23 protein-coding genes are annotated in these 25161 nt (G+C 54.5%); 2 read left to right on the forward strand and 21 right to left on the reverse strand.

Going from position 1 to position 25161, the window contains the following annotated elements; genetic code table 11:
• Positions 1-4: 4 nt before the first annotated feature.
• The 9 genes from B5D61_RS21400 to B5D61_RS21440 all read right to left on the reverse strand — a co-directional run bounded on the left by B5D61_RS21400 (position 5) and on the right by B5D61_RS21440 (position 9136).
• Positions 5-808 carry an FkbM family methyltransferase gene (locus B5D61_RS21400; protein WP_176159593.1) on the reverse strand — a complete coding sequence of 268 codons (804 nt, stop codon included), beginning with the start codon at positions 806-808 and terminating at the stop codon, positions 5-7.
• Between the two features lie 5 nt (positions 809-813).
• Positions 814-2373 carry a hypothetical protein gene (locus tag B5D61_RS21405; RefSeq protein WP_078815485.1) on the reverse strand — a complete coding sequence of 520 codons (1560 nt, stop codon included), beginning with the start codon at positions 2371-2373 and terminating at the stop codon, positions 814-816.
• Positions 2370-3440, reverse strand: coding sequence for a glycosyltransferase family 9 protein (locus tag B5D61_RS21410; protein WP_078815486.1), 1071 nt, complete (start codon positions 3438-3440; stop codon positions 2370-2372). Before B5D61_RS21410 ends, B5D61_RS21405 begins: the two co-directional genes overlap by 4 nt.
• Positions 3441-3447: 7 nt before the next feature.
• Positions 3448-4770, reverse strand: coding sequence for a flippase (locus B5D61_RS21415; protein WP_078815487.1), 1323 nt, complete (start codon positions 4768-4770; stop codon positions 3448-3450).
• Between the two features lie 11 nt (positions 4771-4781).
• Complete coding sequence (locus tag B5D61_RS21420) at positions 4782-5588, reverse strand: FkbM family methyltransferase (RefSeq protein ID WP_078815488.1); 807 nt, start codon at positions 5586-5588, stop codon at positions 4782-4784.
• 81 nt (positions 5589-5669) lie between these two features.
• The gene (locus B5D61_RS21425; RefSeq protein WP_217699041.1) at positions 5670-6245 is read right to left on the reverse strand and encodes a D-sedoheptulose 7-phosphate isomerase; all 576 of its coding nucleotides are present in this window, start codon (positions 6243-6245) and stop codon (positions 5670-5672) included.
• 10 nt (positions 6246-6255) lie between these two features.
• Complete coding sequence (gene rfaE1 / locus B5D61_RS21430) at positions 6256-7257, reverse strand: D-glycero-beta-D-manno-heptose-7-phosphate kinase (protein WP_078815552.1); 1002 nt, start codon at positions 7255-7257, stop codon at positions 6256-6258.
• Between the two features lie 16 nt (positions 7258-7273).
• Positions 7274-8335, reverse strand: coding sequence for a 3-deoxy-7-phosphoheptulonate synthase (locus B5D61_RS21435; protein WP_245846584.1), 1062 nt, complete (start codon positions 8333-8335; stop codon positions 7274-7276).
• 348 nt (positions 8336-8683) lie between these two features.
• Positions 8684-9136: an RNA recognition motif domain-containing protein gene (locus tag B5D61_RS21440; protein WP_078815490.1), complete on the reverse strand. Its 453-nt coding sequence runs from the start codon at positions 9134-9136 to the stop codon at positions 8684-8686.
• Between the two features lie 206 nt (positions 9137-9342).
• Here B5D61_RS21440 and mnmM point away from each other — a divergent pair, with 206 nt between their 5' ends.
• Positions 9343-9978 (forward strand): tRNA 5-(aminomethyl)-2-thiouridylate-methyltransferase MnmM, encoded by a 636-nt coding sequence (mnmM, locus tag B5D61_RS21445; RefSeq protein ID WP_078815491.1) that lies wholly within the window; start codon positions 9343-9345, stop codon positions 9976-9978.
• Between the two features lie 97 nt (positions 9979-10075).
• Here the strand turns inward: mnmM and B5D61_RS21450 are convergent, their stop codons facing one another.
• Complete coding sequence (locus tag B5D61_RS21450; RefSeq protein ID WP_139373415.1) at positions 10076-11194, reverse strand: coiled-coil domain-containing protein; 1119 nt, start codon at positions 11192-11194, stop codon at positions 10076-10078.
• Positions 11195-11363: 169 nt separating this feature from the next.
• Between B5D61_RS21450 and B5D61_RS21455 the strand changes: the two genes are divergently transcribed.
• Positions 11364-12059 (forward strand): metallophosphoesterase, encoded by a 696-nt coding sequence (locus B5D61_RS21455; RefSeq protein ID WP_139373416.1) that lies wholly within the window; start codon positions 11364-11366, stop codon positions 12057-12059.
• 10 nt (positions 12060-12069) lie between these two features.
• Here the strand turns inward: B5D61_RS21455 and B5D61_RS21460 are convergent, their stop codons facing one another.
• From B5D61_RS21460 to B5D61_RS21510, 11 genes are all read right to left on the reverse strand, one after another.
• Positions 12070-14157, reverse strand: coding sequence for an O-antigen ligase family protein (locus B5D61_RS21460; RefSeq protein ID WP_176159595.1), 2088 nt, complete (start codon positions 14155-14157; stop codon positions 12070-12072).
• 433 nt (positions 14158-14590) lie between these two features.
• Positions 14591-15904: an MraY family glycosyltransferase gene (locus B5D61_RS21465; protein ID WP_217699042.1), complete on the reverse strand. Its 1314-nt coding sequence runs from the start codon at positions 15902-15904 to the stop codon at positions 14591-14593.
• A 131-nt stretch (positions 15905-16035) separates the two neighbouring features.
• Entirely contained in the window at positions 16036-17253 is a 1218-nt protein-coding gene (locus B5D61_RS21470; protein ID WP_176159597.1) for a glycosyltransferase family 4 protein, read from the reverse strand.
• Between the two features lie 7 nt (positions 17254-17260).
• Positions 17261-18001, reverse strand: a complete 741-nt coding sequence (locus B5D61_RS21475; RefSeq protein ID WP_078815497.1) for a glycosyltransferase — start codon at positions 17999-18001, stop codon at positions 17261-17263.
• On the reverse strand, positions 17998-18840 hold the full coding sequence (locus B5D61_RS21480; RefSeq protein ID WP_078815498.1) for a glycosyltransferase family 2 protein: 843 nt from the start codon (positions 18838-18840) through the stop codon (positions 17998-18000). Before B5D61_RS21480 ends, B5D61_RS21475 begins: the two co-directional genes overlap by 4 nt.
• Complete coding sequence (locus tag B5D61_RS21485) at positions 18837-19412, reverse strand: LbetaH domain-containing protein (protein ID WP_078815499.1); 576 nt, start codon at positions 19410-19412, stop codon at positions 18837-18839. The genes B5D61_RS21480 and B5D61_RS21485 overlap by 4 nt, the downstream gene beginning before the upstream one ends.
• Positions 19413-19470: 58 nt before the next feature.
• On the reverse strand, positions 19471-20625 hold the full coding sequence (locus B5D61_RS21490) for a glycosyltransferase (RefSeq protein WP_078815500.1): 1155 nt from the start codon (positions 20623-20625) through the stop codon (positions 19471-19473).
• Between the two features lie 5 nt (positions 20626-20630).
• Positions 20631-21293 (reverse strand): glycosyltransferase, encoded by a 663-nt coding sequence (locus B5D61_RS26465; RefSeq protein WP_176159598.1) that lies wholly within the window; start codon positions 21291-21293, stop codon positions 20631-20633.
• A 483-nt stretch (positions 21294-21776) separates the two neighbouring features.
• Positions 21777-23147, reverse strand: coding sequence for a hypothetical protein (locus B5D61_RS21500; protein ID WP_078815502.1), 1371 nt, complete (start codon positions 23145-23147; stop codon positions 21777-21779).
• A 17-nt stretch (positions 23148-23164) separates the two neighbouring features.
• Positions 23165-24280 (reverse strand): glycosyltransferase, encoded by a 1116-nt coding sequence (locus B5D61_RS26700; protein ID WP_078815503.1) that lies wholly within the window; start codon positions 24278-24280, stop codon positions 23165-23167.
• 10 nt (positions 24281-24290) lie between these two features.
• A complete protein-coding gene (locus tag B5D61_RS21510) occupies positions 24291-25157 on the reverse strand; it encodes an FkbM family methyltransferase (protein ID WP_078815504.1) in 867 nt (288 codons plus the stop codon).
• Positions 25158-25161: the final 4 nt, after the last annotated feature.

Genomic DNA, 25161 nt, shown 5'->3' on the forward strand with positions numbered 1-25161 from the left:
GATGTTAGGCCTGAGAATGAATGAAATAGAAATTACCGTCTGAAGGCCGTGCCTCACGGTAGCCCAGTTCCAAAATGAACTGCTTCAGTTCCTCTGCTGTGCAGCCAAACTCGCGTAGCTGATGATCATAAGCTTCCACAATGAGAGCTGGCTTTTGTCGTTGCAGAAATCCTCGCATGCCACGCAGCGCCAGCAATTCCGCGCCTTCGATATCCATCTTCACGCAGTGAATGATCGGTTCCGGGTGCTGAGAGGCCCACCATTCATCCCAGACCACCACGGGCACCTGGATATCTCCGCTCGTGCCCTCGGCGGCGAGGCGTGAGTGGCCCGTATTCGTGTCATGCAGGCAGAAGGGCAACTCGCCTTCGCGGTCTCCGACGGCCAAGCGATTCACCTTCACCCGAGATGCCAACCCATTCAGAGCCACGCTCTGCTGCAGGAGACTAGCGATGGGCGGATTGGGCTCGAAGGATTGCACGTGAGCCCCGGGGCGTAGAGCCGCCACCAGCAGTGAAAAGTAACCCACATTGGCCCCGATATCCGCAAAGCCTCCATCAGGCGGCACATGATCGAGAACAAAAGCTTCCGTGACCGGCTCGATATTACCGAACAACCGCAATGCCATGGAGATGAAATCGTTGCCCGGATTGACATGCATGGGAAAGCCCGCACGAGTCCGAATCACCGAGGGAGACTTGGCCAAGGCATCTCTCCACACAGGACGCCGCAGGACATTGCGCAGCATAAAATCGCGCCCCCGAATCAGCGGCCATACACGGGCGACGGCGTGAATCAAATGGATCATCCCAGTCATACTCCAATACCTCCTCGACGTGAGCGTGGACGCATCGGCACAATCTTTCGCGACCCTTCTACAGGGGGCGTGATTGCCATCTCCGACGGCCTGGGCCGTGGAGCTAAGGCTTGTTTCCTCGCCAGAGACGCCACTGCGGCCAAGCTCATCCAAAACACCACGTTGTTAGGGAATGTGGTCAAGATACTGCCGCTGATCACGGAGATCCCCAGGATGGCAAAGGCCAGGGCAATCATGCGTGCGGCAAACTGCCGGTCCTTAAGACCTCTCAGATTCCAGGCCTGACGATGGCTCATCTGCAGCAGCCAAATGCCAATCAAAATCAGAGTGAAAAGAGCAATCGCACCGAATCGAACCAGCACCTCACTCAAGGGATCATGATAGTGATATCGTCCCTGCCCTGTTTCATCGATCCCCCAGCCGAGCAGGGTGTAGGCGTCCGGATTCATCAGCACCGTCGCAAAGCCTTCGAGGCGATCCCAATAAGTGCCCACCGTGATCATTCGAGCCATGAAGCTACCGGGGGAGGCCAGACTCCCAATGAAGGTGTTCACCGTCTCGATACGCTGCACCAGCCAAGGAGACGCCACCACCATCGCCAAAAAGCTCCCCACCGTCATCACATAGAACGCCCGCGTGCGAGCTCTCGAAAAAAAGCACCACCCGCCAAACAGAGCGATCGGCACGATCAAAATCGGCGTGCGACTGGTCGAAGCGATCAACCCCGCGAAATGAATGACGAAGCAGATCAAAGCCAGGACGGGATGCAACACCGGGCGCTCACCTTTCTCCCGCATGGGAAAACCGAGGAACAAGCTCACGACCGCGAGACAGGCGCACACCACGGATAAGGCACTCGGCGAATTCAGCGTGGAAAAGGCCCTCACCTCCCCTGCCACGAGTTGCTTGATCTCGATGCTGAGACCGGTTTTGAGGTAGTCGATTTCAAACTCCGCAAAGCCCTGTACCTGTTGCACCACTCCATAAATCGCCACGGGGAGGAAGATGAAAACGATCAACCTCCAGAGCTTTTGAAGCTCCTGCACGGACTGGAACATCAAGGGTAAAACAAAGAGCAGTAGGGCATACAGGCCGTTGTTCGCCATCGCCTGCATCACCCCATTCAGACCCGTGCCTTCCTTCATGTAGGCCAGGGCACCAGTGCCGACCATGAGAATGGACCCGGCCACAATCGCCACCATGTCGCGAAACACCAGCCTGCGAGTTCCCATCAAACCACCTACCGCCATCGCAACAACGATACCACCAAACATGGCTGGAGTGATCCCCAATACGAAGGGCAGATCCCCATGGGTGACCCGTCCTCCCATGATCATCAGACGCTTGAGAAGGTCATTGTAGCCACACAACGTCAGCCACACATAAAAGCCGACTCGCGGGGAAACAACGCTGAGCAAAAAGCCCGCCACCAGAAGATATCGACAAAACTCACCAATGGTGTTTCCCTCCGTGAGCAGAATGGAGGCCAGCGCAAACAGCCCCACCCCGCCAAGCACAATGGCGGGGAACAAGACTCCTGCGCGATTCTCATTCATCGGTGAAAACTAGCAAAGTGCGTCAGAGCTTCCTCCGCCACAAGGTCAGGTTGCAATGCGGTGAGGCAAAACGGGCGCTCGCTTTCAGGCCTCCCTGCGGCAGCCACCGCACACGTGTTCGAGCAGCAGGGCACACACTGCAGCGGCACCGTTATCACATGCCCGTGAGAGACGCGAAACGGGCCTGTGCGAAGAGCCGCCGTCGGCCCAAAAAGCCCCACCGCCGGGGTGCCCATGGCCAGCGCGATATGGAAGAGTCCCGAATCGTTACCAATAAGCCCTGCGCAACGGTAGAGGTAAGCGGCAACCTCTTTGATGCTGAGCTTGCCCTGCATATCCAGCGTGCCTTCGGGCATAGCCTGCATGTCAAAATCTCCGTCTCGCCCCAGCACCACCGGCGTCCAGCCTTGCTCCAGAAGCCGTCGAGCTAACCGTGGCCAGTAAGACAGCGGCCATTGTTTGAGATCTCCAGACACGAGTTCATTGCCTGCCCGAGGCACCAGCGCGATGTGCTTGGGCAAAGGCGCATCCTCCGTCTCCAGATGCGACAAGTCCGCCGAAAACCCTTGATCAGGCAATCCCGTCGCCGCCAGCCAGGTGCGCAAAAACCAAAGGGAAGTGTGATCATCATTGCGCGGATAATCCAACGGCACCGGAATGGCGAGATCCAACCCCATGAAAGGCTTCCAAGCCTCCGTCCTGAGACCAACACGTCGTCTTGCCCGAGCCGTCAAAGCCAAAACCGTCCGCGACCAAGCCAAGTCCAGGCATAACAAAAGATCAAACTTACCCGCCCGCCGCACGTGTCCCCACAATCGCCAGAACAGCCGATTGGAAGAACGGTTGGCAAAGGCGCTGACGGGTAACGCATGCACTGTATCCACCCAAGGTGAGCCCTCCAGCAGGATGGCGGCGTTGGCATTCAAAAAGACCTCGATTCTCGCGTGCGGTGCATCATGGCGGATCTGACGCAGCAGCGGCGTCATCTGCGCGACGTCTCCGAGTCCACAGCAACGCACAATGGCGATGCGCTGAATGCGGCCGACCTGGAGAGGAAACAACATCATACCATCCTCATGAAAGCACGGCCAAGACGGATTTGAGATGCAGCCAGCGACGCTTTGGCTGCCAACACCAACGTAAGGGCTCCAGTAGCGCAGCTCCTTGCAGCCGAGCGATCCAGCGGAGGTCAGCGACGAACCAAGTGGCGACCAGAGCGCCTAAACTGTAGCTCACCAGCGTGGCCCAGGCAGCGCCTTGGGCTCCATAGCTCGGAATCCACAGGAGATTCAAACTCACATTCAACGCCAAAGCCAGCCAGGAGAAGAAGGCTGTCAAGCGGGGCCGATCCAAAGCCACCAAAACCGCATGCCTCCACTCACCCAAGAAAAATGGCACGGCGGCCAAACAATGAATCATGAGCACCGGAATGGAAGGCTGATAAACAGTGCCAAAGAGCCCTTGAATGATAAGCCCTCCCACCAGCCACAACCCGACAGCAGAAGCATACCCCAGCAAGGCGGCGATAGAAAAACCCAGCCCGGTGGCGTCATGAAAAGCCGCTTGTCGATCCACGGTTTTCAGCTTGGCTAGACGAGGTAGGAGCAGCGTGACCAAGATCGGAGACAAGGCATAGGCGAGCTCGCTCAATCGCACAGCCGCCCCATAGATTCCCGTTTCGGTGGCCCCAGAGATATGCTCGATCATCATGGTATCCACACGCAGCAGTAGCAAGCTGCCCGCTTGACTGATGAAAAGCACACCGCCTCGCGAGAGAATGGAACTCGCAACGCGCCGATTCCATCCGGCCAGCCAAAAGCCTCGTCCACGCTTCTTCCCCGTCCACAACCCAAGGAGACTGACCACCACACTCTCCATGGCGATGGTCCATGCGATCACTGGCAAGGTGGGCAACAGAACCACCGCGATCAAGCGAGCCCCTGCCGCCGAGAGATAACCAGCCATGGCATTGCGAGCAGAAACGAAGGCGCGGCCACAGCTTTCCTCCCAATTGTTGTGCACGCTCACTCCCATGAGCAGCAGAGGCATGGCCGTAGCGGCCAAAACGCTCCAGGGTAGTGTGTGTGTGCCTGCATTCCATAAACACAAGATGCCGGTGGCAAATACTCCTGAGACTAACCAAAATTTAAAAACAGTCCCAGCGATGACCGGCCCTAACAATCGCCGCCGTCCCAACTCTTTCAGCAAAAGCTGTCTCACGCCGAGTTCCACCAGACTGTAAGCAATCGATCCGACCGCTGTGGCCGTGGCCAAGACTCCAAACTGGGAGGGGCCTAAAACGCGCGCCACCCACGAGCCCAAAAAGAATCCGATGAGCAACCGCAAGGCGTGGTTGCCGATCATCCAGCGGGCACTGCGTGGTAGGTCCGAGGACATGCCGTTCACGGTCACCTACGCGCAACGATGATGGAATAGGATTCGTGAGGCTTCTCGGCCTCGGGATGAAGGATGCGCTCTTCGATCTCCTTGAAACCAGACTGTCGGAGTCGTTCCATCATCCAGGCATGATTCGTTTTCGATTGAATCTCCGCAATCAAGACCTGCAAGCCATTCAAATAGCGACCGAGACCTTCGACGATGTCGCATTCAGCGCCTTCAGCATCCACCTTCAGCCAATCCGGCGCCATGATGTCACCGGCATCGATCAAAGCATCCAGACGTTCGATCTTTACTCGAATGCGCTTCAGTGAGGGATCGGAGTCATAGAGTTCAAGACGATGTCCCCCACTATTCTCGGGATCCACCAGGATATTCAGTTCACCGGTTTCTTTTCCCAAGGCCATCGGCATCACTTGGCCAATGTTCTGGCGGCAAAGTTCATGCTCGACAGGTTCAAAGGTCGCGAGTTTCACCCCGGGATACCGCAGAGAAAAATACAGCGAGGCCAAGCCAATATTCCCGCCTGCATCCACCAGACACCGAGGAGCCTCTTCAGAATGGATGGCATAACAACCTGTGTGAAAGACATCTTCGAAGATGATGATGTCTGTGCCGTTTTCACGCAGCTTCACCGGCACTTCCCGTCCGGCATACCGAAAGGTGATGGCATGAACTTGAGGCGAATATCGAGCCAAACCGCGATTCACCAACACATGCTGAAAGGACAACCACATCAGCCGTAGACGATCCTCCAAGCCTGCGCCCATGAGCCACGCAAAGCGCCAACGACGCAATTGACCGAGTATCTTTTTCATCCTGGGAATGGAGCGTCGCCGCCGGGAATCAACCAACCCCTCCGCTCTCAATCACTGGTCGCAGACAAAGCCTTTCAGTCGTCACTCCTTGAAAGCGGCTTCGACGTATTCGCAAAGCACATGCCCGGCTAACAAATGACACTCCTGGGCATAGGCCGTGACCGACGTCGGAACACAATAGGCATAGTCAGCCACGGCTGCACAATCCGCTCCTTTTTCAGCGGTAAAGGACACGACCACACAGCCGATCTCTTTGGCCGCTTGCAGCCCTGCCACCACATTCTTGCTGGTGCCGGACGTGGAGATGCCCACCACGACGTCCCCGGGCTGCGCAAGCGCTTCCACTTGGCGGGCGAAAACAGTCTCAAAACCATAGTCATTGCTATGCGCCGTGAGCACGGAGGTATCCGTCGTCAAAGCAAGGCCCGCGAGAGCCCGACGATTGATGCGGTAGCGCACACACAGTTCAGCGGCCAGATGCTGAGCATCCGCCGCGCTGCCGCCATTGCCGAAAAACAGCACCTTTTTACCGGCCTTCAGGGCGTCCACCCAGGCCTGGGCAATGGCTGACAGGATGGCCTGACATTCGTCCAGGCGTTTAAGGGCTGCAAGATGACCATCGAGGTGGCCCTGAAACATGGAGGCGAAATCAGACATGGGGATAAAATCAGTCTTCGAAGGCTTGCAGGAGTTCCTCCATCGTCAAGCGGGCAGTGCCTAGCTTACCGACGACGATGCCGCTGGCACGATTGGCCACGTTAGCTGCGTCTTCAGAACTCAAACCCGCAGCCAAAGCCAGCGTGAGGAAGGCAATGGCCGTATCCCCTGCCCCGGAAACGTCATAGACTTCACGAGCCCGTGTGGGGATGTGATGCGGGGCACGATCTCGCTGGAAGAGGATCATTCCTAATTCACCCAGAGTCACCAGCACCTGACCGACGCTCCATTGATCCAGGAGTTGCTCGCCCACTTCCAGGAGGCGGCGATCTTCCAGAGGCGGCCCCGGAGTGCGGTGATCCTGAATGCCCGCGGCGGCAAAGGCTTCCAATCGATTGGGCTTCACCAAAGTGGCCCCTCGCCAACTCAGGGGGTTGCGGGGGGAGGGATCGACGGTCACGAGTTTACCCGCCGCCTTGGCCATGCCCAGCACCTGGTCTGCCAGAGCCTGAGTCACAAAGCCTTTGCCGTAATCTTCCACGATGATGCCATCCAGCTCAGGCAGCATGGCCTCCACCTTCTGGCACACCTCCTTGAGCTCATCGGCGGAGAGCTTTTCAATCGTCTCCCGATCCACACGCACCACATGCTGCTGGCGTGCAATGATCCGGGTTTTAGCAATCGTCGGCAGGATGCTGCTTTCGAGCATGGGATCGGTATTGACCCCTTCTCCATTCAGCAGGCTTTTCAGTTCATTGGCAGCGCTGTCTTTCCCGACACGCCCCATCAGAAACGAATGCGGGGTGAAGGCCGAGAGATTGCGCGCCACGTTCGCCGCTCCACCGGGAAAGGTGGTCTCTTTGGTGACCTCGACAATTGGCACCGGAGCCTCGGGCGAAATCCGCCGGACAGCCCCCCAGATAAAGTGATCCAGCATCACATCGCCAATGACGAGAATGCGGCAGCCCGCCATGCGCTGAATGGCATCACGGGCAGAGTCGAGGGTCAGCATGGGAGCAAAGAAAAAGTTAAGCGCGCCGGGCACGCACTGCGGCAGCCAGGGTATCCAGCATCGTTTCAGTCGCCGCCCAGTTCACACAGGCGTCGGTGATGCTCTGGCCGTAGGTCAGTTCACAGCCAGGTTTGGCATCTTGGCGGCCCTCCACGAGATGACTTTCGATCATCACTCCCGTGATCGCTTTACTGCCTGCCGTCATTTGATCCGCCAGAGACTGGGCGACACCGGGCTGCTTGCGATAGTCCTTGAGGCTGTTGCCATGGCTGCAATCCACCATCACGCTTCCTGGTAAACCGCGAGCCGTGAGTTGATTGACAACCGTCTCGATGGACTGCGCATCGAAATTCGTGCCCGCTTTTCCACCGCGCAGGATCACATGGCAGGCATCATTCCCTCGTGTCTTCACGATCGCTGCCACGCCATCCTTCGTTACCGAAAGGAAGCAGTGCTGGCCTGCGGCGGCTTGGATGGCATCCAAAGCAGTCTGGATGCTGCCATCGGTCCCGTTTTTGAAACCCACCGGCATGGAAAGCCCCGAGGCCAACTGGCGGTGCACCTGACTCTCGGTGGTGCGGGCCCCAATGGCCCCCCAGGCGACAGCATCCGCAATGTATTGCGGCGTGATGACGTCCAGAAACTCCGTCGCTGCCGGCACCTGCATTTTAGCCAGATCGATCAATAAGCTACGGGCTCCCCGCAGACCTGTATTGATGTCATAGCTTTCATTCAGATGCGGGTCATTGATAAAGCCTTTCCAGCCCACCGTGGTGCGCGGCTTTTCAAAATAGACGCGCATGAGGATCTCCAGATCCGCAGCGTATTTTTCACGCGCCTTCACGATGAGATGCCCATACTCCAGGGCGGACTTGCGATCATGGATCGAACAAGGCCCGACGACGACCAGCAAGCGGTCATCCTTCTGCTTCAAAATCGCCTCAGAGCGTCGGCGAGCCTGCTCCACAAAGGCGGCCTCCTCTTCTCCAAGCGGGATGTCATGCATCAGCAACGCTGGCTGAATGAGGGGCAAGATCTCCGCCACGCGGAGGTCATCGGTTGGGTGGGATAGGCTCACAGGACTCGAACAGGTTGGCAAAAAGGGCGCGCAAGGTGAGCCTTTTTGACGAAATCGCAAGCAAGTGAATGCAGGACCCGCATTTGAAGAAGCTGCCGCCCTCGGTCGAGCAACTTGCGCTGCCACCGCTCGCGACTCATGAAAGTTCCGGGTGCAGGTCCACGCGGGGCATCTGGCCATCGTCGGCAATGACGTAGCAAGTATGTCTATTACAGAAATTTAAACAGACCGACACTGCTTTGCAATGGCTTAAATTTTAGAAAACCAAAGCAAATCAGCCTATAGCTCCCGAAGTAGGAGATTAGTCCTTTTTAATCTAGAGTCGCCTTTCAGGCGGTCCGAGGGCTGTCAGTCCCAGCCGCCATCGAAGTCCTGATTGCGACGACCCCGATCCCGTGGCTTCGACTTTTTACCCCCACGATCACGGTCGTCCCAGTCATTGTAGGACGGCTGCGTTTGTGGGCGATGTCCACCACCGTTGCCACCTCGGTCAGGCTTTTTATTGCCGCCTCCGGCATAACCGCCGCCTCCAGCCCCTGAAGTAGGACGAGGGCGCTCTTCTTTCGGACGCGCCTCCACAATTTTCACCGCACGCCCAGCCAAGTTGGTGCCCTCAAGAGCACTCATGGCGGCTTGAGCTTCGGCATCGTTCGGCATATCGACAAAGCCGAACCCACGTGAGCGACCTGTTTCTCGATCCATCACGACCCGGCAGCTACCCACCGTGCCATAAGCAGAGAATTCACTGCGGAGTTCATCATCAGTCACGCTGTAAGCAAGATTACTGACGTATAAGTTCATTGAAGGATGTCGGAATCAGGAAGCCGCCAATTGGGGAAGAATACACAGGAGCTCGACTCATGGCGTCAGGATCGAACTCCCAGTTGCTCCAAAACGGAGACAACAAGCAGAAATTAGGCATTTGAATTTCTTCTGTCAATTCTGGCTCATCGCTCAAAATGACGTGAGCGGCCTTGCCAGAATCTCCAAGCTTTGAAAAATGCAGGATGCAAAACCAAGCCCCTTCTCCCCGTCTCGCCAGCCAAACGGGCGGTCTCCCCTCCGCCGTGAAATGGGCTCAACTCCTCCTGGCCGACCGGCTCCAGCCGGGAGACATCGCTCTGGATGCCACCACGGGGAATGGCCATGACACGCTTTTTCTCAGCTTGTGCATCGGTCCCACCGGGCATGTTTACGGCCTGGATCTTCAAGCCGCCGCGATTGCTGAAACCCAACGCCGTCTGACCGAAGCGGGCCTAACGAGCGAACAATTCACCCTGATTCATGCAGGCCATGAGACGATGCTCGACCACGTCAAGCCGGAACATCAGGGTAAGGTCGCAGGCATCATGTTTAACCTGGGCTACCTGCCCGGCTCGGACAAAACCGTCATTACCCGCACGGAGACCACGCTAGCAGCGATCCAAGCAGCGCTGACCTTACTCAAACCCGGCGGGCTGCTCACCCTCGCCGTCTATCCAGGCCATGAAGGGGGAGCACAGGAGCAAGCCGCCATCACCGCTTGGGCATCGGCGCTGCCGCCGCGGGCGTGGGAAGTTCAGCATCTACGCCCGGTGAACCGTTCAGCGAGTCCTCCTGAGTGCTGGGTGGTCTGGAAAAATCCGCTTTCTCTCGGGAAGTGACTTCATTGAAACTCTGTTCGTAGCCCTCGTGGTTCGGTGCATCCTGTAAAACTGAGGGCCGTGGATGATGACGGCACAACCGAGGGCTTCTCACATCTCACTCCTCTTTCGGAGCATCGCCGATCTGTAGCAAGCCCTGCTCCAAGACTTCCGGCACCGGTTCCACCGCTTTGGCCTTGAGGGTCTTGAGCGTCTCCAGGTCATTCATCAGCGACTCTTTCTCGGCCAATAAGGACTTCACCTCCGTCAAAAGCGTTTCCACTTCCGCAGCTTGGTTTCCCGTGCCTTGGGCCGATGTCGCCGCCTCTTGGGCCTCACTTAAGCGATACTCCAGCTCCGCAATCTTATAACCATCCTCGCGGGCCTTCTTGCGGGCTTCGGCTTCGATGTGGTTAATCTTCGCTTCCAGTTCAAGAATCCGTTTGTCTGTGGATGCGGCAGCGTTCGATTCCGAAGGCTCAGGCAATACCCCCACCGCGCTCATGAACTCTTTCTGAACCATCGCCGCCTTTGCCTCCGCAGCAGCGAGCTGGCGTTGCAATCCGGCGATTCGTGACTCCGCCGTCGTCTGGTAAGAGGTATGCTTCTCTTTGAGCTGGGCGATCTCCTCATCCACGGTCCCCAGTCGAGCTTGATCGGCCGCCAGAGATTGCTCTCGCTCGGCCAATTGACTCACCAGATCTGCCTCGCGTGCGCTTGCCTTTTCTTGATGGGTCGCTAGGGCTTGTTGGGTCTTGTGAAGCTGCTGTTCCAGGTCCTGGGCTCGGTTCTGCGTCACCGTCAGCGTTTGCTCCACCGCGCTCAACCGGCCTCGCTCAGCAGTCAGCGCCACTTCCAGATCGCCAATGCGAGCCTGAGTAGGAGCTAACTGAGCCGCGACCTCGCGCACGGAAGTCAGATCAGCCTCCAAGTCGCTGATGCGCCTGTAAGCATCCGCTTCACGTCTCTGCGCCGCATCCCGGAAAAGTGCGAACCTCTCCTCAACCACCGCTTTCTCAGCACCAGCAGCCTCCAATGCCTTCCTTGCCGCTATTTCCTGCTGGCTCAGCTCAGCCTTCTGAGCCTCAAGCACCGACTGAAACTCGCCCCGCTCCAGCTCGTGCTTGAAGACCAAAGCCCCGATCTTCTTCTGCTGAAGCCACCACGCTAAACCATACCCCAAGGCAGCGGTGAGCACAGAGGCTCCCAAAACCTGAATTTCAGAAGTAAGAGCCATAACCATGGGCGGAATCATCAGATCAGTGAAAACAACATCGCGCGTTTTGTCGAGCACGGATCATGCCGTCCCTAACATCTGACGCAAGCGATGCCTCACTGCGGAGATTATTTTCCGCCTCAAAGTCTGCTTGAGCGGGCCTGTGTCAGCGTCACTGTGAGGTGTGACCGTGACATCCGTCGCTTCCACCATCCATGCAGAAGTCGCCCCTGGCGTCATTCTGGATTCACGCCGTGCCTTGATCCACGTTCGAAAGCGCTGGATGGCTTTGGCTGATGTTCACTACGGCTATGAAGTGCACCGTAGTCGGCAGGGAGCACTACTGCCGAAGTGGGGCATGCAGCAATGCGGGGAGACTCTTTTCTCCCTGATTGACGATTATCAGCCGCAAAGGCTCATCTTAGTCGGAGACATCATGGACGGCAGCTTCTCTGCCGCTGAGACGGGACTGTTTCTCGATCAACTCCGCGAGCGGGTGCCTGAACTCATCTTGGTGGAGGGTAATCATGACCGCCCCGCCCTGCGGCGTGGCTGGTCCCTGATTCGCAGCCATTGCGAAGAAGGCTTCTTTTTTACCCATGGGCATGAAGGCATAGCTCCACCATCCATGGACATCGAGCCAAGATTTTCTCCCTCCAGTCTTATCGCCATCACAGGGCACGAGCATCCTGCGATTTCTCTGACCGATGGAGCAGGACTACGGCTTAAACTCCCGGCTTTGATCCAGCAGCAGTGCAGTCAGCATCGAGAGCATTGGATTTTACCAGCCTTCTCCCCTTGGGCAGCGGGGGGAAGATTTCAGCCTTCCTCGACCGTGCTGGCCACCTGGGCTTGCACCGCCAAACGTGTCTGGAAGATCGTTTGAACGGCGGGCATCAAGAATCAGGAATGAGCTCCATGGCCTGCTCCATCATCTCCCAAGCTCGCCGTTGATCCCCCAATTCTGCATCCAGCAGCGCTAACTCGACTTTCATATAAGCCGGAGCATCAGGAAGCAAAGTCACTCGCTCGGCTGTTGCACGGGCTCCCTTGAGATCATGCGCAGCCCGCTGAGCGAAGTAGAGCTCGATACCAGGCCTCACATCCGTCGGATTAAAGAGGAACGCTCGCTCAAGCCGAGGCACATTCGCGCCCGCAATGATTGGAGGCTTACCTGGCCGTTTGAGGAATTTTTTGGCCATGATCAAAGCTTCTTCATACCGGCCTTGGCGTGCCATCTCGATAGCGAGCGTGCGCCAGCCAAACGGTTGGAGATCAGCATTGGATTCCAGCATCTGAATCAGTTCCTCACGATTGCCTCGCTCATGCCAAAGCTTCATAAGCAATCTTAGATGCTGGTGCTCCAATTGGTCTAACTTAGGATGCTTCTCGATAAACTTCGGCAGATATTCATTCCAATACTGTGGATGAATGTGCTCCATAAACACCATCTGCTTATTGGTATTTTCAGCGAGATTCCACAGAGGTGCAAGCAACTCAGCGTATGGAACGGACGCACTGACCATTCGTTGATAGTTCAAAGTCGAGGTGCTGCCTCCTCGCGCTTCTCGCTGCAAACACTCCCGCCATGGGATCATGGCATATTCAGGAGCAAACTTCAGCCAGTAGATACCTTCCTCATAACAGAGAGCCGCATAGTCAGGCTCCAAGGCCCGCGAACGACCAAACTCCACCAACGCTCTTTCCGGTCTTTGTCTCAGCTTCAGGAGCAACTGCCCACGGAAATAATACAACCGGCAATCCATCGGCGAAAGCCAAATGCACCGGTCCACTAAAGCCAAGGCTTCCCGATAGCGCCCATCTTTGTTTTCCTCGATAGCCTCTCCACGCAAAAAAAACGCTGCAGACTTCAAGTCTGGAGCCCATTGACGAAGGCCGATACCCAGCCATAAAACACCCAAACAAAAAACGGCCAAACCAAGCATTCTAGCCATACTTTGGCTCACCCACCCTGATCTTACCGTCAGCACCTGCGGCCGAATCGCCAAGCCCAACAGCAACATCGTCTGCATGCCATAGGCCAAGATATGATTGGGCATGTCGAAAACAGAATGTATCAATGCCATCCCCGCCCCAATAGCGGCAGCCTGTCTCAATCTCCGGCCCGAGCGATCTCGTGACTTATCACTCCGAGAGGTAGCCCACGGACCCGAGGACCGAGCGATCCACACCAGTAGCAGACTAGAGGGCAGCACCAGTAGAAGGCCTCCTTCAAAGAGGAGAAGCAGCACATCACTCTCCGGATGCCAGAACTTGAACATCGGATTGTTCATTGTGGAAACCTGAGGAAACACAGAGCTAAAGGTGCCCAGGCCTTTGCCAACCCAAGGATTCTCAGTGAACTGCCTGACGACTTGCCGTGCTAAATCCACACGCATGGACGACTCGACAACAGAACTATTATCCTCCTGAAGCAAACCACGGATGCGACTTCCTAACTTTCCGCCAGAAACCGAAGCTACCGAGATGATGACGATCAATAGCGCACCACCCACCGCCAATTTGCGCAACGTTCCTCGCTTCATCGCCGACGTAGTCACCCAAGCAATCAATCCGAGAAAGAGGATCAGCAAGCCACCACGCGAAGTATTCATTAAAATCGCCGTGAAAGGCATCCAAAATATCACTCCGAAAAACCACACTAAGCGGGACTTTCTACGGTAGGCATCATAAGCGGAGGCCGCACACAAAATGCTCGTGATCGCATTGAGACTGGCGGTATGATTTCGATTCGCAAAGGGACCGAATACATCCCACGTGTAAACGTCGTAGCGTGGCCACCAAAGTATGGGCTGGAGATAGGCATCCACCCAAGACGCAGCAACGACCACCGCTCCACCGACAGCGAGTGTGTAGATGGCAACTCTGCGCCCGGCATCTGCAGCCCCATGCGCTAAACACGCCCAAAACCAGACAAGCCCGACCAATAAGCCTAACCAAGCTTCCAGAGTCGCCTTGGGCACGGGAGTCAATGATGACGGCAATTCAATCCCCCATGCCTCCCACAACATCTGCCGCCAGTGAGGAGATGCTCCAAGCCAGTTCAAGGGTAAAAAGGCACAGCTAGGCAAAACCGCCAACAATAAAAGGGCTATGGCCGGTCCTCGCGGCAAACGAAACAGCGGCGGACAGCAAAGCACCGTGCCGCCGAGCAAACAACAAATGACTCCGAAAGACCAAGTTTCCCGCCCTGAACCCAGCATAAAAGCCAGCACAGTCACCAGTGCAAACATGCAGGTCTGCCAAGAGGGAGGAACGTGCGGTAAATTCGCCTTATCTGGACTCCGGAGGTCCCTGCTCGATGCAGATTCAAGGGCGGGCTCCGCAGAGTTAAAGTCAGTCACAGAAGGCTCAGAGGACATCGGATCAGAAGTCAAATCGCAATAGGGTTATGGGTCAAATACGCTCGAGCCTGGCAGGCAGCTTCCCCCAGCGCTCTAAACAGCGGTCCAATACCGTCACGAGCTCATCTCCCCGGCGCTGCCACTCTCCGTCTTCAAACTGATTTTGAGGACGATATAAGACGCAGTAACGTCCATCGGCTAAATAAAGCCGCACAGCCGCCGTGTTCTCAGCAGCCTCCGATCGAAAGCCGATCCAGTTCACCCTATCAAAAAAGGTGTCGGCAAATTCTTCGACCGATTCACAAACCTCGATATCAAAATCCAAAACTCGCGCGTGAGCCCGAGCATGCTCCAGGCGGTGACGACGTTGCATGGCGAGATTGATCTGCTGCCTGAGATTTGACCAACTGCGCACGTAGCCCAAATAGCGAGCGGCCCCGATAGCGAGCAGGAACAATATCGCACCAGCCACAGGTAGAGCGATCCCCTTCGTCAGCAGAATACTGATCCCCACAAGACTCAAGACCACGCAGACCGAATACATAGCCACCAAAGCGCGCCCTTTACTATACCCTAGCAAGATCAGCCTGTGATGGATGTGCTCTGCGTCTGCTCTAAAGATGGGCACTCCGCGAATGGCCCTTCGTAAGATGGCAAAGCCTGTATCTAAGATGGGCACACCAAGTGCAATGACAATCACTAGCAAAGCGGCAATGATCGACCCTTTGTTCGAACTTTTCAGAGAAACGGAAGCCACAAAAAAGCCGATCAGATAAGCACCACCATCGCCAAGGAAGATACGTGCCGGTGGAAAATTGAAAAACAAGAAACCAGACAACGCACCTGCCATCACAATTGAGACAATCATGATGTCCGGCATGCCAGAGACGTAACCGACAATGGCTAAAGTCAGCGATAGAAACAGGCCAAACCCACCCGCCAAGCCATCCATACCATCGATCAAATTGATCACATTCGGAATCGCGACCAACCAAAAAAGGGTCAGCGGCAGGCTCCACCAACCGAGTTCCAATCCACCGGGACCAAATGGATTACTCAGAACATCAATGGATAAACCGAAGGAATAAAGAATCAAAGCGGCTCCCAGCTGCCCGACGAGTTTCACACGCGCTCCCAAGGGCTTCAAATCATCGGCAAGCCCCACCGTGAACATCAGCGAATTGCAGAGCAATACGGGTAGCCAACCACTGAAGGTCACTCCCGTAAACAAAGCCGCAGCCAGTACACCTAACACGACGGATGCGTAAATAGGAACTCCACCAAGACGAGACACCGCGCGGTCGTGGAGTTTTCTCCTCCCATCGGGTTGATCAATACCAATCGTATTGAACCGCCGGATGATCATTAGATTACCCGCGCTGCTGATGAGGACGGCCCCCAAGAAAAAGATCAAAACCTCGCTCCACCCAAAGAGAGGGTAAAGAATAGGTCCCACAAACTCAGACTCCTCGATCATGCTCAGAGACATCATACCCATCACTTGGTTGCAGCAACTTCTTCGATGACTCGAATCAATTTTGAGCGAAGTTTTTCCATCGCAAACTCACGAGCCAGTTTTTGAGACTCCACAGAAGGTCCTTTGAATCCACGTGAGACAGCCTCGCTAAGAACACTCATCACTTTGTCCACACTGCCGTTCGGTGCCGAAAAGGCCGTCTCGTTCGTTGGCAACTGTTTCACCAAATCCGTCAGATGACTCTCTTCCGGACCAATGGTTAAAAATGGCGTTCCTAGTGCCAGGATATTGTAGATCTTACATGGATGCACAATTCCCACAAATGGCTCCCCGAGAACCACAACATGCAGATCTGCGGAAGACAAGGAAGCCGCCAAACGAGACATCGGTTGGTAGGGTAAGGTCGTGATACTATCCAGATCATGTTCCTGGCGGAAAGCTTTCACTTTCTCAAACTCACTCCCTCCTCCCACAAACAAGAAATGCAGGGGCCGCTGCGTCCGCATCTTTAAAGCCGCTTCTAAAAGCGTGTCCAGCGGATGACAGGGGCTATGATTGCCGGAATACATGATCACGAACTTGTCCTGCAGTCCATGCTCCTCACGAAAGGTCCGGCGTCCTTCAGGGTCAAATCTCACCGCATCATCGTGAGACCAAGGAGGATCCGTGTGAATCACAGCCGAAGGCACGCCCTTCGCCATCAAACGCGCAGCCATAAAACGATCTAGAGCAACGATCCGTGCCGCCCGACGGAAACTCCATCCCTGGAGGAAACTCAGGGTGCGTTCCACCGCCCCTCCCGCACGTAGCCAGCCGGCAGCCACAGCTTCATCAGGATTCAAGTCCATAACCCAGGGCACCACACCGCCCCCCTTCAAGGCCGCTACCGCCGTGCCCAATGTCGAAATTAAAGGAGGGGAAGTCAGACACACGGTGACATCGAAGCGCGGCAATCGAAGCAAGATGAACGTGGCGCTCAGCCAAAAGCAGGCAAAGTCCACCAAGCGCCGCCACTTGGCTTTTTTTCCCAAGCCTGGCGTCCAGATGCGATGAATCTCGATACCCTGCCAAACTTCATAAGCAGAGTAATGGTTTTGCGGATTGTCATAACCGCGTGAAGAGGCCACGACAGTCACCTCATGGCCCTCCGCTTTCAGACCCAAAGCTAGGTCCGTCAGATGCTGCGCAGTGGCCACATGATCGGGATAGAAACACTGATTGAGTAACAGAATACGCATGAAATTCTCAGCTTTCTTGACGTCGGTGTTGACGAATACTCCACACGTCCTTGGCCATTGCGATGGCATCGTGAACCAGCCTCACCTTGCCTCCAGGAATCTCCTGCCAATCAATCGGCACCTCAATCACCCTGCAATGGCTGTCCAGCAATTTCACGAGTAGCTCCACATCGAAGGCAAAACCCTGAATCGTTAGACAATCCGCGATCCCAACATAAGCCTTTTTGGACACCACCTTCAAACCACACTGTGAATCGTAAATCGGAATGTTGAGAAGCTCAGAGACGAGGGTGGCGTAAACACGGCCTAATAAATGACGCTTTAAAAGCCGTCGCACATCTCGCCCTAACATTTTAACACGAGAGGCGAACAATGCTTGGCTGCCATGCTCACCTGAACGCGTCATCTGGATCAAGCGCTTCACCTCAGAGGCCGGGCAGGCACCATCCGCATCCACAAATCCAAGCCACTCTACGCTCTCAGCTGCCTGCGACCAACTGGCATAAATGGCCCCGCCTTTACCCAGATTCTCGGGGAGAAGCAGTGTTTCCTGCAGGCACGCGTATTCGCCACGCCACCTCGTGATCAGAGCCCTCATCTTCGCCTGCTCCTCAGGGCCGGAGCCATCCTCGACCACCTGCACGGTGATTCCGCCCAAAGAGTCCATCAAAGCGCATAAATCCGGCAGGAAAGTCCCAATCCGAGCACTTTCCCGATAACAGGGAACCACGAGGTGAACTTGACTCATGCCGCTTTTCCAGTCCTCCGCGCTTCCTGAATTTTCAAACGGATCTCTTGAAAATAATGACGCTTGAAGCGGCCTAGAGCGATACCCGGAGGTCCGTCCAGAAATCCCTTTTTAACAATGACCGCGACAAACCAATAAAGCCACGCCAGCCACCACCGATGGAGATTGCGATATTTGAATTTCTGCCTCGGATTCAACTCAGCCCAGGCAGAAACATCCGCTTGATCTAACCACAAGTAACGATTGGCCTCCCAGGAGGAGTATTCATTGTGTCGTGCCAGGTAGTTTTTAAGCCCACGATAATCCTGATGATCCAGGCGGCTTTTTAACTCACCTACGGAACCATGCAATAGGGGATGCTCATGAACCTCCATGTCCAAGTGACTCCAGTAGTCTTCTGGAAATCGCTCGTATGCGCCAGCCTCTCTGCGAAACAAAGCCAACTTGCGAAAGACATCCCCATGGTGAAGTGGCGCCCCCATAAACCAATTCGTGAACGAGATCCAAAAACCGACATGGGATGTCGTCGGTAAAACGCGCCTTAATTCCTCCACGAATGTAGGATTCATTCGCTCATCTGCATCCAGGAACAGAATCCAAGGATATTTGAATGAATGATGATTGAGCGCCCAATTTCGCTTCTTGGGAAACTGCCCGTTCCATCGAAACTGCAAGACTGTCGCCCCAGCTCGTTCCGCAATCTTGGCCGTCTCATCAGTGCTGCCAGAATCCACAACGACAATATCATCGAAATCCTTCAGTGCTGATAAACAGGCCGGCAAATTCACGGCCTCATTTTTGACCGGAATACAGATGGAAACTGAAATAGGAGCAGTCATGAGTCAGCGCCAGCCTCTGGATGACTTTCGAATTGAGGACGAGGTTTAACGATTCGTGCAGGATTACCAGCAACAACGGTCCATGGAGCCACATCTTTAACAGCTACGGCACGGGCACCGATCACGGCTCCTGTTCCGACCTTCACTCCAGGTCCCACAAAGGCATCGGCACATACCCAAACCGAAGCACCGATGTCGATGGGCAGCTTCAGCAAAGGCATTGAGGCATCTCGGTAATCGTGTGTCCCCGCACACAAATGCACCCGTTGGGAAATGGTCGAACGGTCGCCAATTTTTACGGCACCCAGATTGTAAACCAATGCCCATTCACCGATGCACGACCAATCCCCAATTTCCAAATTCCACGGAAAGTAAATATGAGCAGACGGATACACGTTGACGCCTTTCCCAACCCTAGCGCCAAACAGTCTCAACATCCAGCGGCGGAAACCGAAGCATGGCCTCGGACTCATTCGAAACAAAAGATGCCCGATACCCCATAACACTCTTAAAGCTTGCTCACGCCTAGAGTATTTCGCCTCTGCGCGATTGGTCTGGACTGCGTTTTCCATGAGATGAGAGGACTGCTGATTGAAGATGGAAAGAAGTGACTACCCTCCAGGCGTCTGACTAGAGCCGTGCGACACACTCAGGCAGAGATCCTCCATGAACCAGCCAGCGATTGACTTCTGACAGATCCTCGACAACACGGCGCCAAGAAAACTGTTCCTGAACCAATCGACGACCTGCTTGCCCCATTCGTTCACGCTCTTCAGCCGAAAACGCAAACATTTGTGTCAGCCCCGCGACGAGAGAATCCACTTCTGGAAGTGCTGACAGAGCAGCGCCTCCATTGAATCCTTCTGGCAAATTACACATCGGCGTCATTAAAACGGGTTTCGCAAAGGCCCAAGCCTCCAATACAACCATCGGCAACCCTTCGCTAAATGAAGGCAGGACAAACGCCTCACATCCACGATAAAGCATCTCCTTGTCTGAGCCGAACTGAGGTCCCAGAAAAGTCACGTCATCCTCGACCGAAACTTCTGCTACCAGCTTCTTCAAATCATCGCTGTGTCCGCCGTCGTCCCAGCCTGCAATGACGAGAATCCAGCTATGGCGATTGGGTAAAGTGGCCCAGGCTCGGATCAAGTTGGCCAAGCCTTTTTTGGGATGCAAACGCCCCAAGTAAAGCAACACCTTCTTTCCTTTGGGTAGGTTCGGATGCCTGGCACCCTGGGTAGAGATTTCGGGCACATCCATGCCGTTGGGCACCACACACACCGGTCCTCGAAATCCGTATTGGCGGATAGATTCAAGTTCTGACTGGCATAAAGCTCGAAGACAACTCGCCGTCAATAGATGTCGTCGCTCGAACAACGCCGCCATAACACGCTTTTTCCAAGCCGAATTTCTCAAAGCCCATGGGTCCATCATCCCGTGAGGATGAATCACTTCCAGCCCGCCAACTCGCCGCTTCCATCGCGAAGCGGCTAACGATGTGTAGGTCCATAAGCCTTGTGAGTGAAGAACATCGGGCGCAAAAGAAGAAAGTCGGGCATCTAGCTGCGGTGCATAGCCAAAACGAGCAGGTCCGAGATATGGATATGTAATAGGTTTGAGCGGTGCCCACAGCTTTGCATCCGCATCGGTGAAGCGATCTTTTACTCCAAAAATCTGGACATCATCACCATTTTGATCCCAGCCTTGAGTCAGACGCCGGTTGGCTTCGAGCAGCCCCCCCGCCAACCGGGAAAGGCTACCCATCATAAGCGCAATTTTCATAGTCCTCAGCAGGCCTGGGAAGGAAATGCCGTCAAAGCCGACTGCACACAACTCCTGACGCTTGCCGCAAAACGCTCCAAAGAATGTGTTAGATTGATCTTCTGTTTTCCAGCTTCTCCCATCGCTTGGCGTTTCGTTTCGGGAAGCGCGTGCATTTGTATTAAAAGGTGGGTCAACTGGGCCCGGTCCCCGGCCGAGAAACCGAAGCCGTTCACATCCTCCTCGACCAGATCTTCAAAACACCCACAGTTGCGGGAAACAATGACAGGAATGCCTGTCGCTTGAGCTTCATTGACCACCAACCCCCACTGCTCCTGGGAACTCGCGTGAACGAGTGCTTTCGCATGAGCCAAATAGGGCATCAATTCCTTCATCTGGAGGAATCCGAGCAAACTCACTAGCTCTCCCAACTGAGCCTCTGCTATTTGCTGTTCAAGTTGTCTTCGCAATGCTCCTTCGCCACAGATCACCAAAGACCAAGCCTGATCATAACCCAGTGCATGGGCATAGTCAGAGTAGGCACTCAGCAAAGTCGTCAGATTCTTTTTGGGGATAAATCGACTGATTGATAAGAAATAAGGCCGTTGAAGAGGAGGACGTGGTTGAGGTTTTGCATAGGCAGCATTGTCAACAACGTCATAGCCTTCATGGATCAAAGAAGACGGCATGCCCAACTGCGTAAAATACCTTCGATGTGGGGCTCCTGCGACCAAGGCAGCATCGTAGAGAGCCAGAAGCCTACCTTTAAACCACTCCAGCCATGGTTTACGGGGGGCATCGTCGGCCTTACTGTCAGACATGATGATCGCTTTTCGGCGATGCACACAGCACCACAAAAGTGCAGCCAACATCCCTGGGTGTGAGTAGCCAGCTAAAAAACAAACGTCTGGGTTCAGGGCCTGAAGGTGGCTCCAGACGAGGCCCAACCAGCGAAATGACTTCACAGATTCCAAGCACTCTTCAGTCACACTAAAGATATGATCCTCTTCGGACCGCTCCCATCCATATTCAGACTGTGTGGCAGAGAGTTCCCATCCGAAGACATCCCAATCAGAACACGTCTCTTGGCATGCTTTTAGCCGAGCCAAGTGATACGGCCCATAGCTGACAAAGCCAAGCAACACTCGCAACTTCATAGGTACGAGACACCTTCAGCGTCTACGAGCAGGCATCCGCGGCGCATGCTGAAGAACTGGTTTATAAGTAATTTTGTCCAGGATCCAAACCCCGATGGAGGCAAATACAAAGGGCCATAACACAAGCAGCGTGATATCACGCCCGAGGTTAAACGTGAGCCCCATTCCGAGAAGGAACAGGAAGGCGTTCCCAATCCTCCATCGGCCTTCCCAATGACGTGCCAGACAACCTACCCAAAGAGCCATTAACGCAGCGGCAGAAACAAGCCCAAACACCCGTCCAAAATTTGTCACCCCCTGTCCGATCATCCCTGTGGCGATTGTCGTGTTAATCGCCGTTTCACGATAACTCGCATTGGAAGCGACGAACCCACGTGCGATCGCGTAGTCAAACCCCAGAAGGGGCTTGTTTTTCCAGATCGCTCTCGGCACAAAGTTCAAAAATTCGCCGAGATAACGCTCTCCATAGTTGACCTTGTAGGTCCCTTTTTCGATGAATGTGTTAATAAAACAAAGCTCCTCAAGCATATCCAGACCGAAGTGACGACTTTCCAGCAAGACTTTTGTGGACTGTCGCGGCACGGATAAGAAGCGACTCATATCATAATCCGAGCGGTAAATCCCGACCAACAAAAACCAGACATAAATCGCTATCAGACCCATTGCCGTCATCACAGCTTTAACGACCGGATGAGACCTACCCAGCAGCAGATAGGAGATCATCGTCGGCATCAAAATCGCCAGTTGCACGTTTCGAGTGCGGTCAAACATGAAGTAGGGCCACGTGAAGCAAATCAAAAGAAAAGCCATTATCCTGACCCACCCTCGACCTAGAATGAATGAGATCCCGAAAAAGGCACAGGTAAGCTGATACGAATATTGTGCCGCAGCCGTGATAAACCCGGTGCGTCCCCCGATCCCAGAATGAACAAATAACGCCACTTTTTCTCTGGCGGACGGAGGCCAGATGACGGGCAGAATGTTACCCTCCAACCGCACAGCCCCAGCTATAAACAGAACGAGCCAAAGAAACACGACTGCCAAAAACAAAGGCACAATTTGCTTCTCAAAGGGAAGAATTTGAACGCCCGAGTGCCAAGTCACTTTTTTTGTCACTAACCACCGGCAGGCCAGAGGAATAAAAAGGCGCAGCAAGATTAAAAAGCCACAGAACTGAAAGAGGGCTGCATTGATGATCGAATCCGGAAACAGGTCACGAAAGTGATCGATCCCGGAATAGAGCAAGTTGGCTGGATACCAGACACCTGCCGTGCCATAAACGGCAAGAGCAGGCTTTGCCCAAGAGTCGTTCCAGCAGCGAACTGCTTCCACGACCAGCCCTATCAGCAACAACAAAGAAAAGCCTAAGGTTAATATAATCGACATGAAATGGGATGGAGTATCTAACCGTGGCTGGTGGATTCAAGCGCGACCAAAGCCAGATATTCTTTGATCATTTTTGGGGGAGCATAGCCTGCCAATTCAATGTCATACAACGACATCAGACTTTCTGTTCGACCTTTATCATTGAGCATCTCGACAATCTTGTCGGCCATCGCTTGAGGGTCTGACGGCGGCACCAGTTCACCTAACAGGCCATTTTTTAATACTTCACGACAAGCCGGGACATCACTGGCCACGATAGGCAGCCCGGCGGCCATCGCTTCAAGTAAGACACTGCCGAGCCCTTCTTGATCCGTGGTTGAGAAGACAAAAAGATCCGAGCTTCCCAACAGTTCAGGCACATCTTGACGGCTTCCAAGGAAACAGACCGCATCCTTACCCATTTCACGAGCCATCAGTTCCAACGGCTGCCGAAGGCTCCCGTCACCAGCCAGCAGCAGCTTAAATGAGGGCACCCGTCGGACGATTTCGGGCACAGCATGCAACAAGGTGGCGTGGTCCTTATGCCTTTCCAGAGTGGCCACCATTATGGCCACGCGGTCGTCCGACGACACGCGGCCTGCTCGGGCGACCATCGCCCTTTGTTGGACCTTTTCAGCTCGAGAGCAATTGTAAACCACATGGAACAACTTCTCAGGCACAAACGGCACCTTCTGGAGTGTTTGACAAACGTAACGCGAGCAGCAGACCACTTTAGCCTTGAGCAGCCACAAAGGCCAATTGGCATACCGTGTCAGCCAATCATGTCTGAAGCTCCTGGTGGGAGGATTTCCCGCGTGAACGAGGATACGACGAACACCTGAGCGCCATGCCCCCAGGCATATCCAGGGTGACAATCCATGCACCCAACAGATCACGACATCAGGTTGGCGCTCAGAACAAACAGCCGTTACCGCTCTCATCAGACGAAGAAAACTTTTCCAGCCTTTGAGCAGCCCCTGATCTGAAGCGCCATACCACTGGGCTGCCGAGCTCAACTGTGGAGTTAAGTCGGGTGGATAGTGATCCAACGCAAAAACTTCCTGATGATGAAGTCCCGTATTGAGCCAATCCAACACCAGATTGGGCGTCCCTTCGCCGCGCGGAGTCGCTAAAATATGAAGAATTTTGATCACTGGCTGAGCATTACAGGACAGGCCATTGATGGGTCTCTGCCAGTCGCTGTTTGACCACGTTTATATCTCGCAAATAGAGCGTATTGTTAAATCCGTCGGAGGGTTTTTCCAGTTTATACAATCGGTTAGCAGCTGCATCATACGCATAAGGAAGAAAGCCATACTTTGCCAAAAGGCATTCCAACTCTTGGAATTTGGGCAAATGCCAATTGTTAGGCCGAAAGGTCTCGATCAGAAATCCAATCAGCTCGCGGCTGCTTAAAAGATCACCCGCGCCCTGAAGCACTTCCAGTTCATACCCCTCGACATCAATTTTAACAAAGGTTGGGCCCCCCTCCTTCTCGCTCAAGCACTTCATGGTAACCAAGTCCACTTCGATACTTGGAGACTCTTCACTGACATTCATCGTCAAATGATTGCCTGGTCCAAGATCGGTGGTGATCCTGACTCTTCCAGGACTGTCTCCCACCGCCAATTGCAAAGGCTTGATGCGGCTGGCCACATTCAGCCTCGAATTGACAACCAACCGCTCAAAAGTTTCAGGCACCGGTTCCAGAGAAAGCACCTCACTACCAACAGAAGCTGCCAAGACCGAATAAGCTCCGGCATTGGCCCCAATATCAAAAAAACGATCTTCTTTCCTCAGAAACCGCAGGAGGAAGACATGATCATCATAATCTGGAAGAATCACATACCAATAGCCAGTCAATCCTTCACGAGGGTGGATCATCAGCGAACTTCCATTTACAAAACCTAAGCGTAGCGGTTTATCAGTCAGTCGTTGGCGGACCTGCCAAAACACCCAGCGGCAGAAAGTCCGCAATGGCCGCTGACGAAAAACGGGGTGCTGAAGCAGCCATGTCAAAGCAGAACGCATGAAA

It is taken from the genome of Prosthecobacter debontii (genome assembly GCF_900167535.1).
Classification (GTDB): Bacteria; Verrucomicrobiota; Verrucomicrobiia; order Verrucomicrobiales; family Verrucomicrobiaceae; genus Prosthecobacter; species Prosthecobacter debontii.

Excerpts from the sequence above, each read along its gene's own strand:
- B5D61_RS21400 (WP_176159593.1), bottom strand. The coding sequence starts at position 808 with ATGATCCATTTGATTCACGCCGTCGCCCGTGTATGGCCGCTGATTCGG.
- B5D61_RS21405 (WP_078815485.1), bottom strand. The coding sequence starts at position 2,373 with ATGAATGAGAATCGCGCAGGAGTCTTGTTCCCCGCCATTGTGCTTGGC.
- B5D61_RS21410 (WP_078815486.1), bottom strand. The coding sequence starts at position 3,440 with ATGATGTTGTTTCCTCTCCAGGTCGGCCGCATTCAGCGCATCGCCATT.
- B5D61_RS21415 (WP_078815487.1), bottom strand. The coding sequence starts at position 4,770 with ATGTCCTCGGACCTACCACGCAGTGCCCGCTGGATGATCGGCAACCAC.
- B5D61_RS21420 (WP_078815488.1), bottom strand. The coding sequence starts at position 5,588 with ATGAAAAAGATACTCGGTCAATTGCGTCGTTGGCGCTTTGCGTGGCTC.
- B5D61_RS21425 (WP_217699041.1), bottom strand. The coding sequence starts at position 6,245 with ATGTCTGATTTCGCCTCCATGTTTCAGGGCCACCTCGATGGTCATCTT.
- rfaE1 (WP_078815552.1), bottom strand. The coding sequence starts at position 7,257 with ATGCTGACCCTCGACTCTGCCCGTGATGCCATTCAGCGCATGGCGGGC.
- B5D61_RS21440 (WP_078815490.1), bottom strand. The coding sequence starts at position 9,136 with ATGAACTTATACGTCAGTAATCTTGCTTACAGCGTGACTGATGATGAA.
- mnmM (WP_078815491.1), top strand. The coding sequence starts at position 9,343 with ATGCAAAACCAAGCCCCTTCTCCCCGTCTCGCCAGCCAAACGGGCGGT.
- B5D61_RS21450 (WP_139373415.1), bottom strand. The coding sequence starts at position 11,194 with ATGGCTCTTACTTCTGAAATTCAGGTTTTGGGAGCCTCTGTGCTCACC.
- B5D61_RS21465 (WP_217699042.1), bottom strand. The coding sequence starts at position 15,904 with ATGATCATCCGGCGGTTCAATACGATTGGTATTGATCAACCCGATGGG.
- B5D61_RS21470 (WP_176159597.1), bottom strand. The coding sequence starts at position 17,253 with ATGCGTATTCTGTTACTCAATCAGTGTTTCTATCCCGATCATGTGGCC.
- B5D61_RS21475 (WP_078815497.1), bottom strand. The coding sequence starts at position 18,001 with ATGAGTCAAGTTCACCTCGTGGTTCCCTGTTATCGGGAAAGTGCTCGG.
- B5D61_RS21480 (WP_078815498.1), bottom strand. The coding sequence starts at position 18,840 with ATGACTGCTCCTATTTCAGTTTCCATCTGTATTCCGGTCAAAAATGAG.
- B5D61_RS21485 (WP_078815499.1), bottom strand. The coding sequence starts at position 19,412 with ATGGAAAACGCAGTCCAGACCAATCGCGCAGAGGCGAAATACTCTAGG.
- B5D61_RS21490 (WP_078815500.1), bottom strand. The coding sequence starts at position 20,625 with ATGAAAATTGCGCTTATGATGGGTAGCCTTTCCCGGTTGGCGGGGGGG.
- B5D61_RS26465 (WP_176159598.1), bottom strand. The coding sequence starts at position 21,293 with ATGCCGTCTTCTTTGATCCATGAAGGCTATGACGTTGTTGACAATGCT.
- B5D61_RS21500 (WP_078815502.1), bottom strand. The coding sequence starts at position 23,147 with ATGTCGATTATATTAACCTTAGGCTTTTCTTTGTTGTTGCTGATAGGG.
- B5D61_RS21510 (WP_078815504.1), bottom strand. The coding sequence starts at position 25,157 with ATGCGTTCTGCTTTGACATGGCTGCTTCAGCACCCCGTTTTTCGTCAG.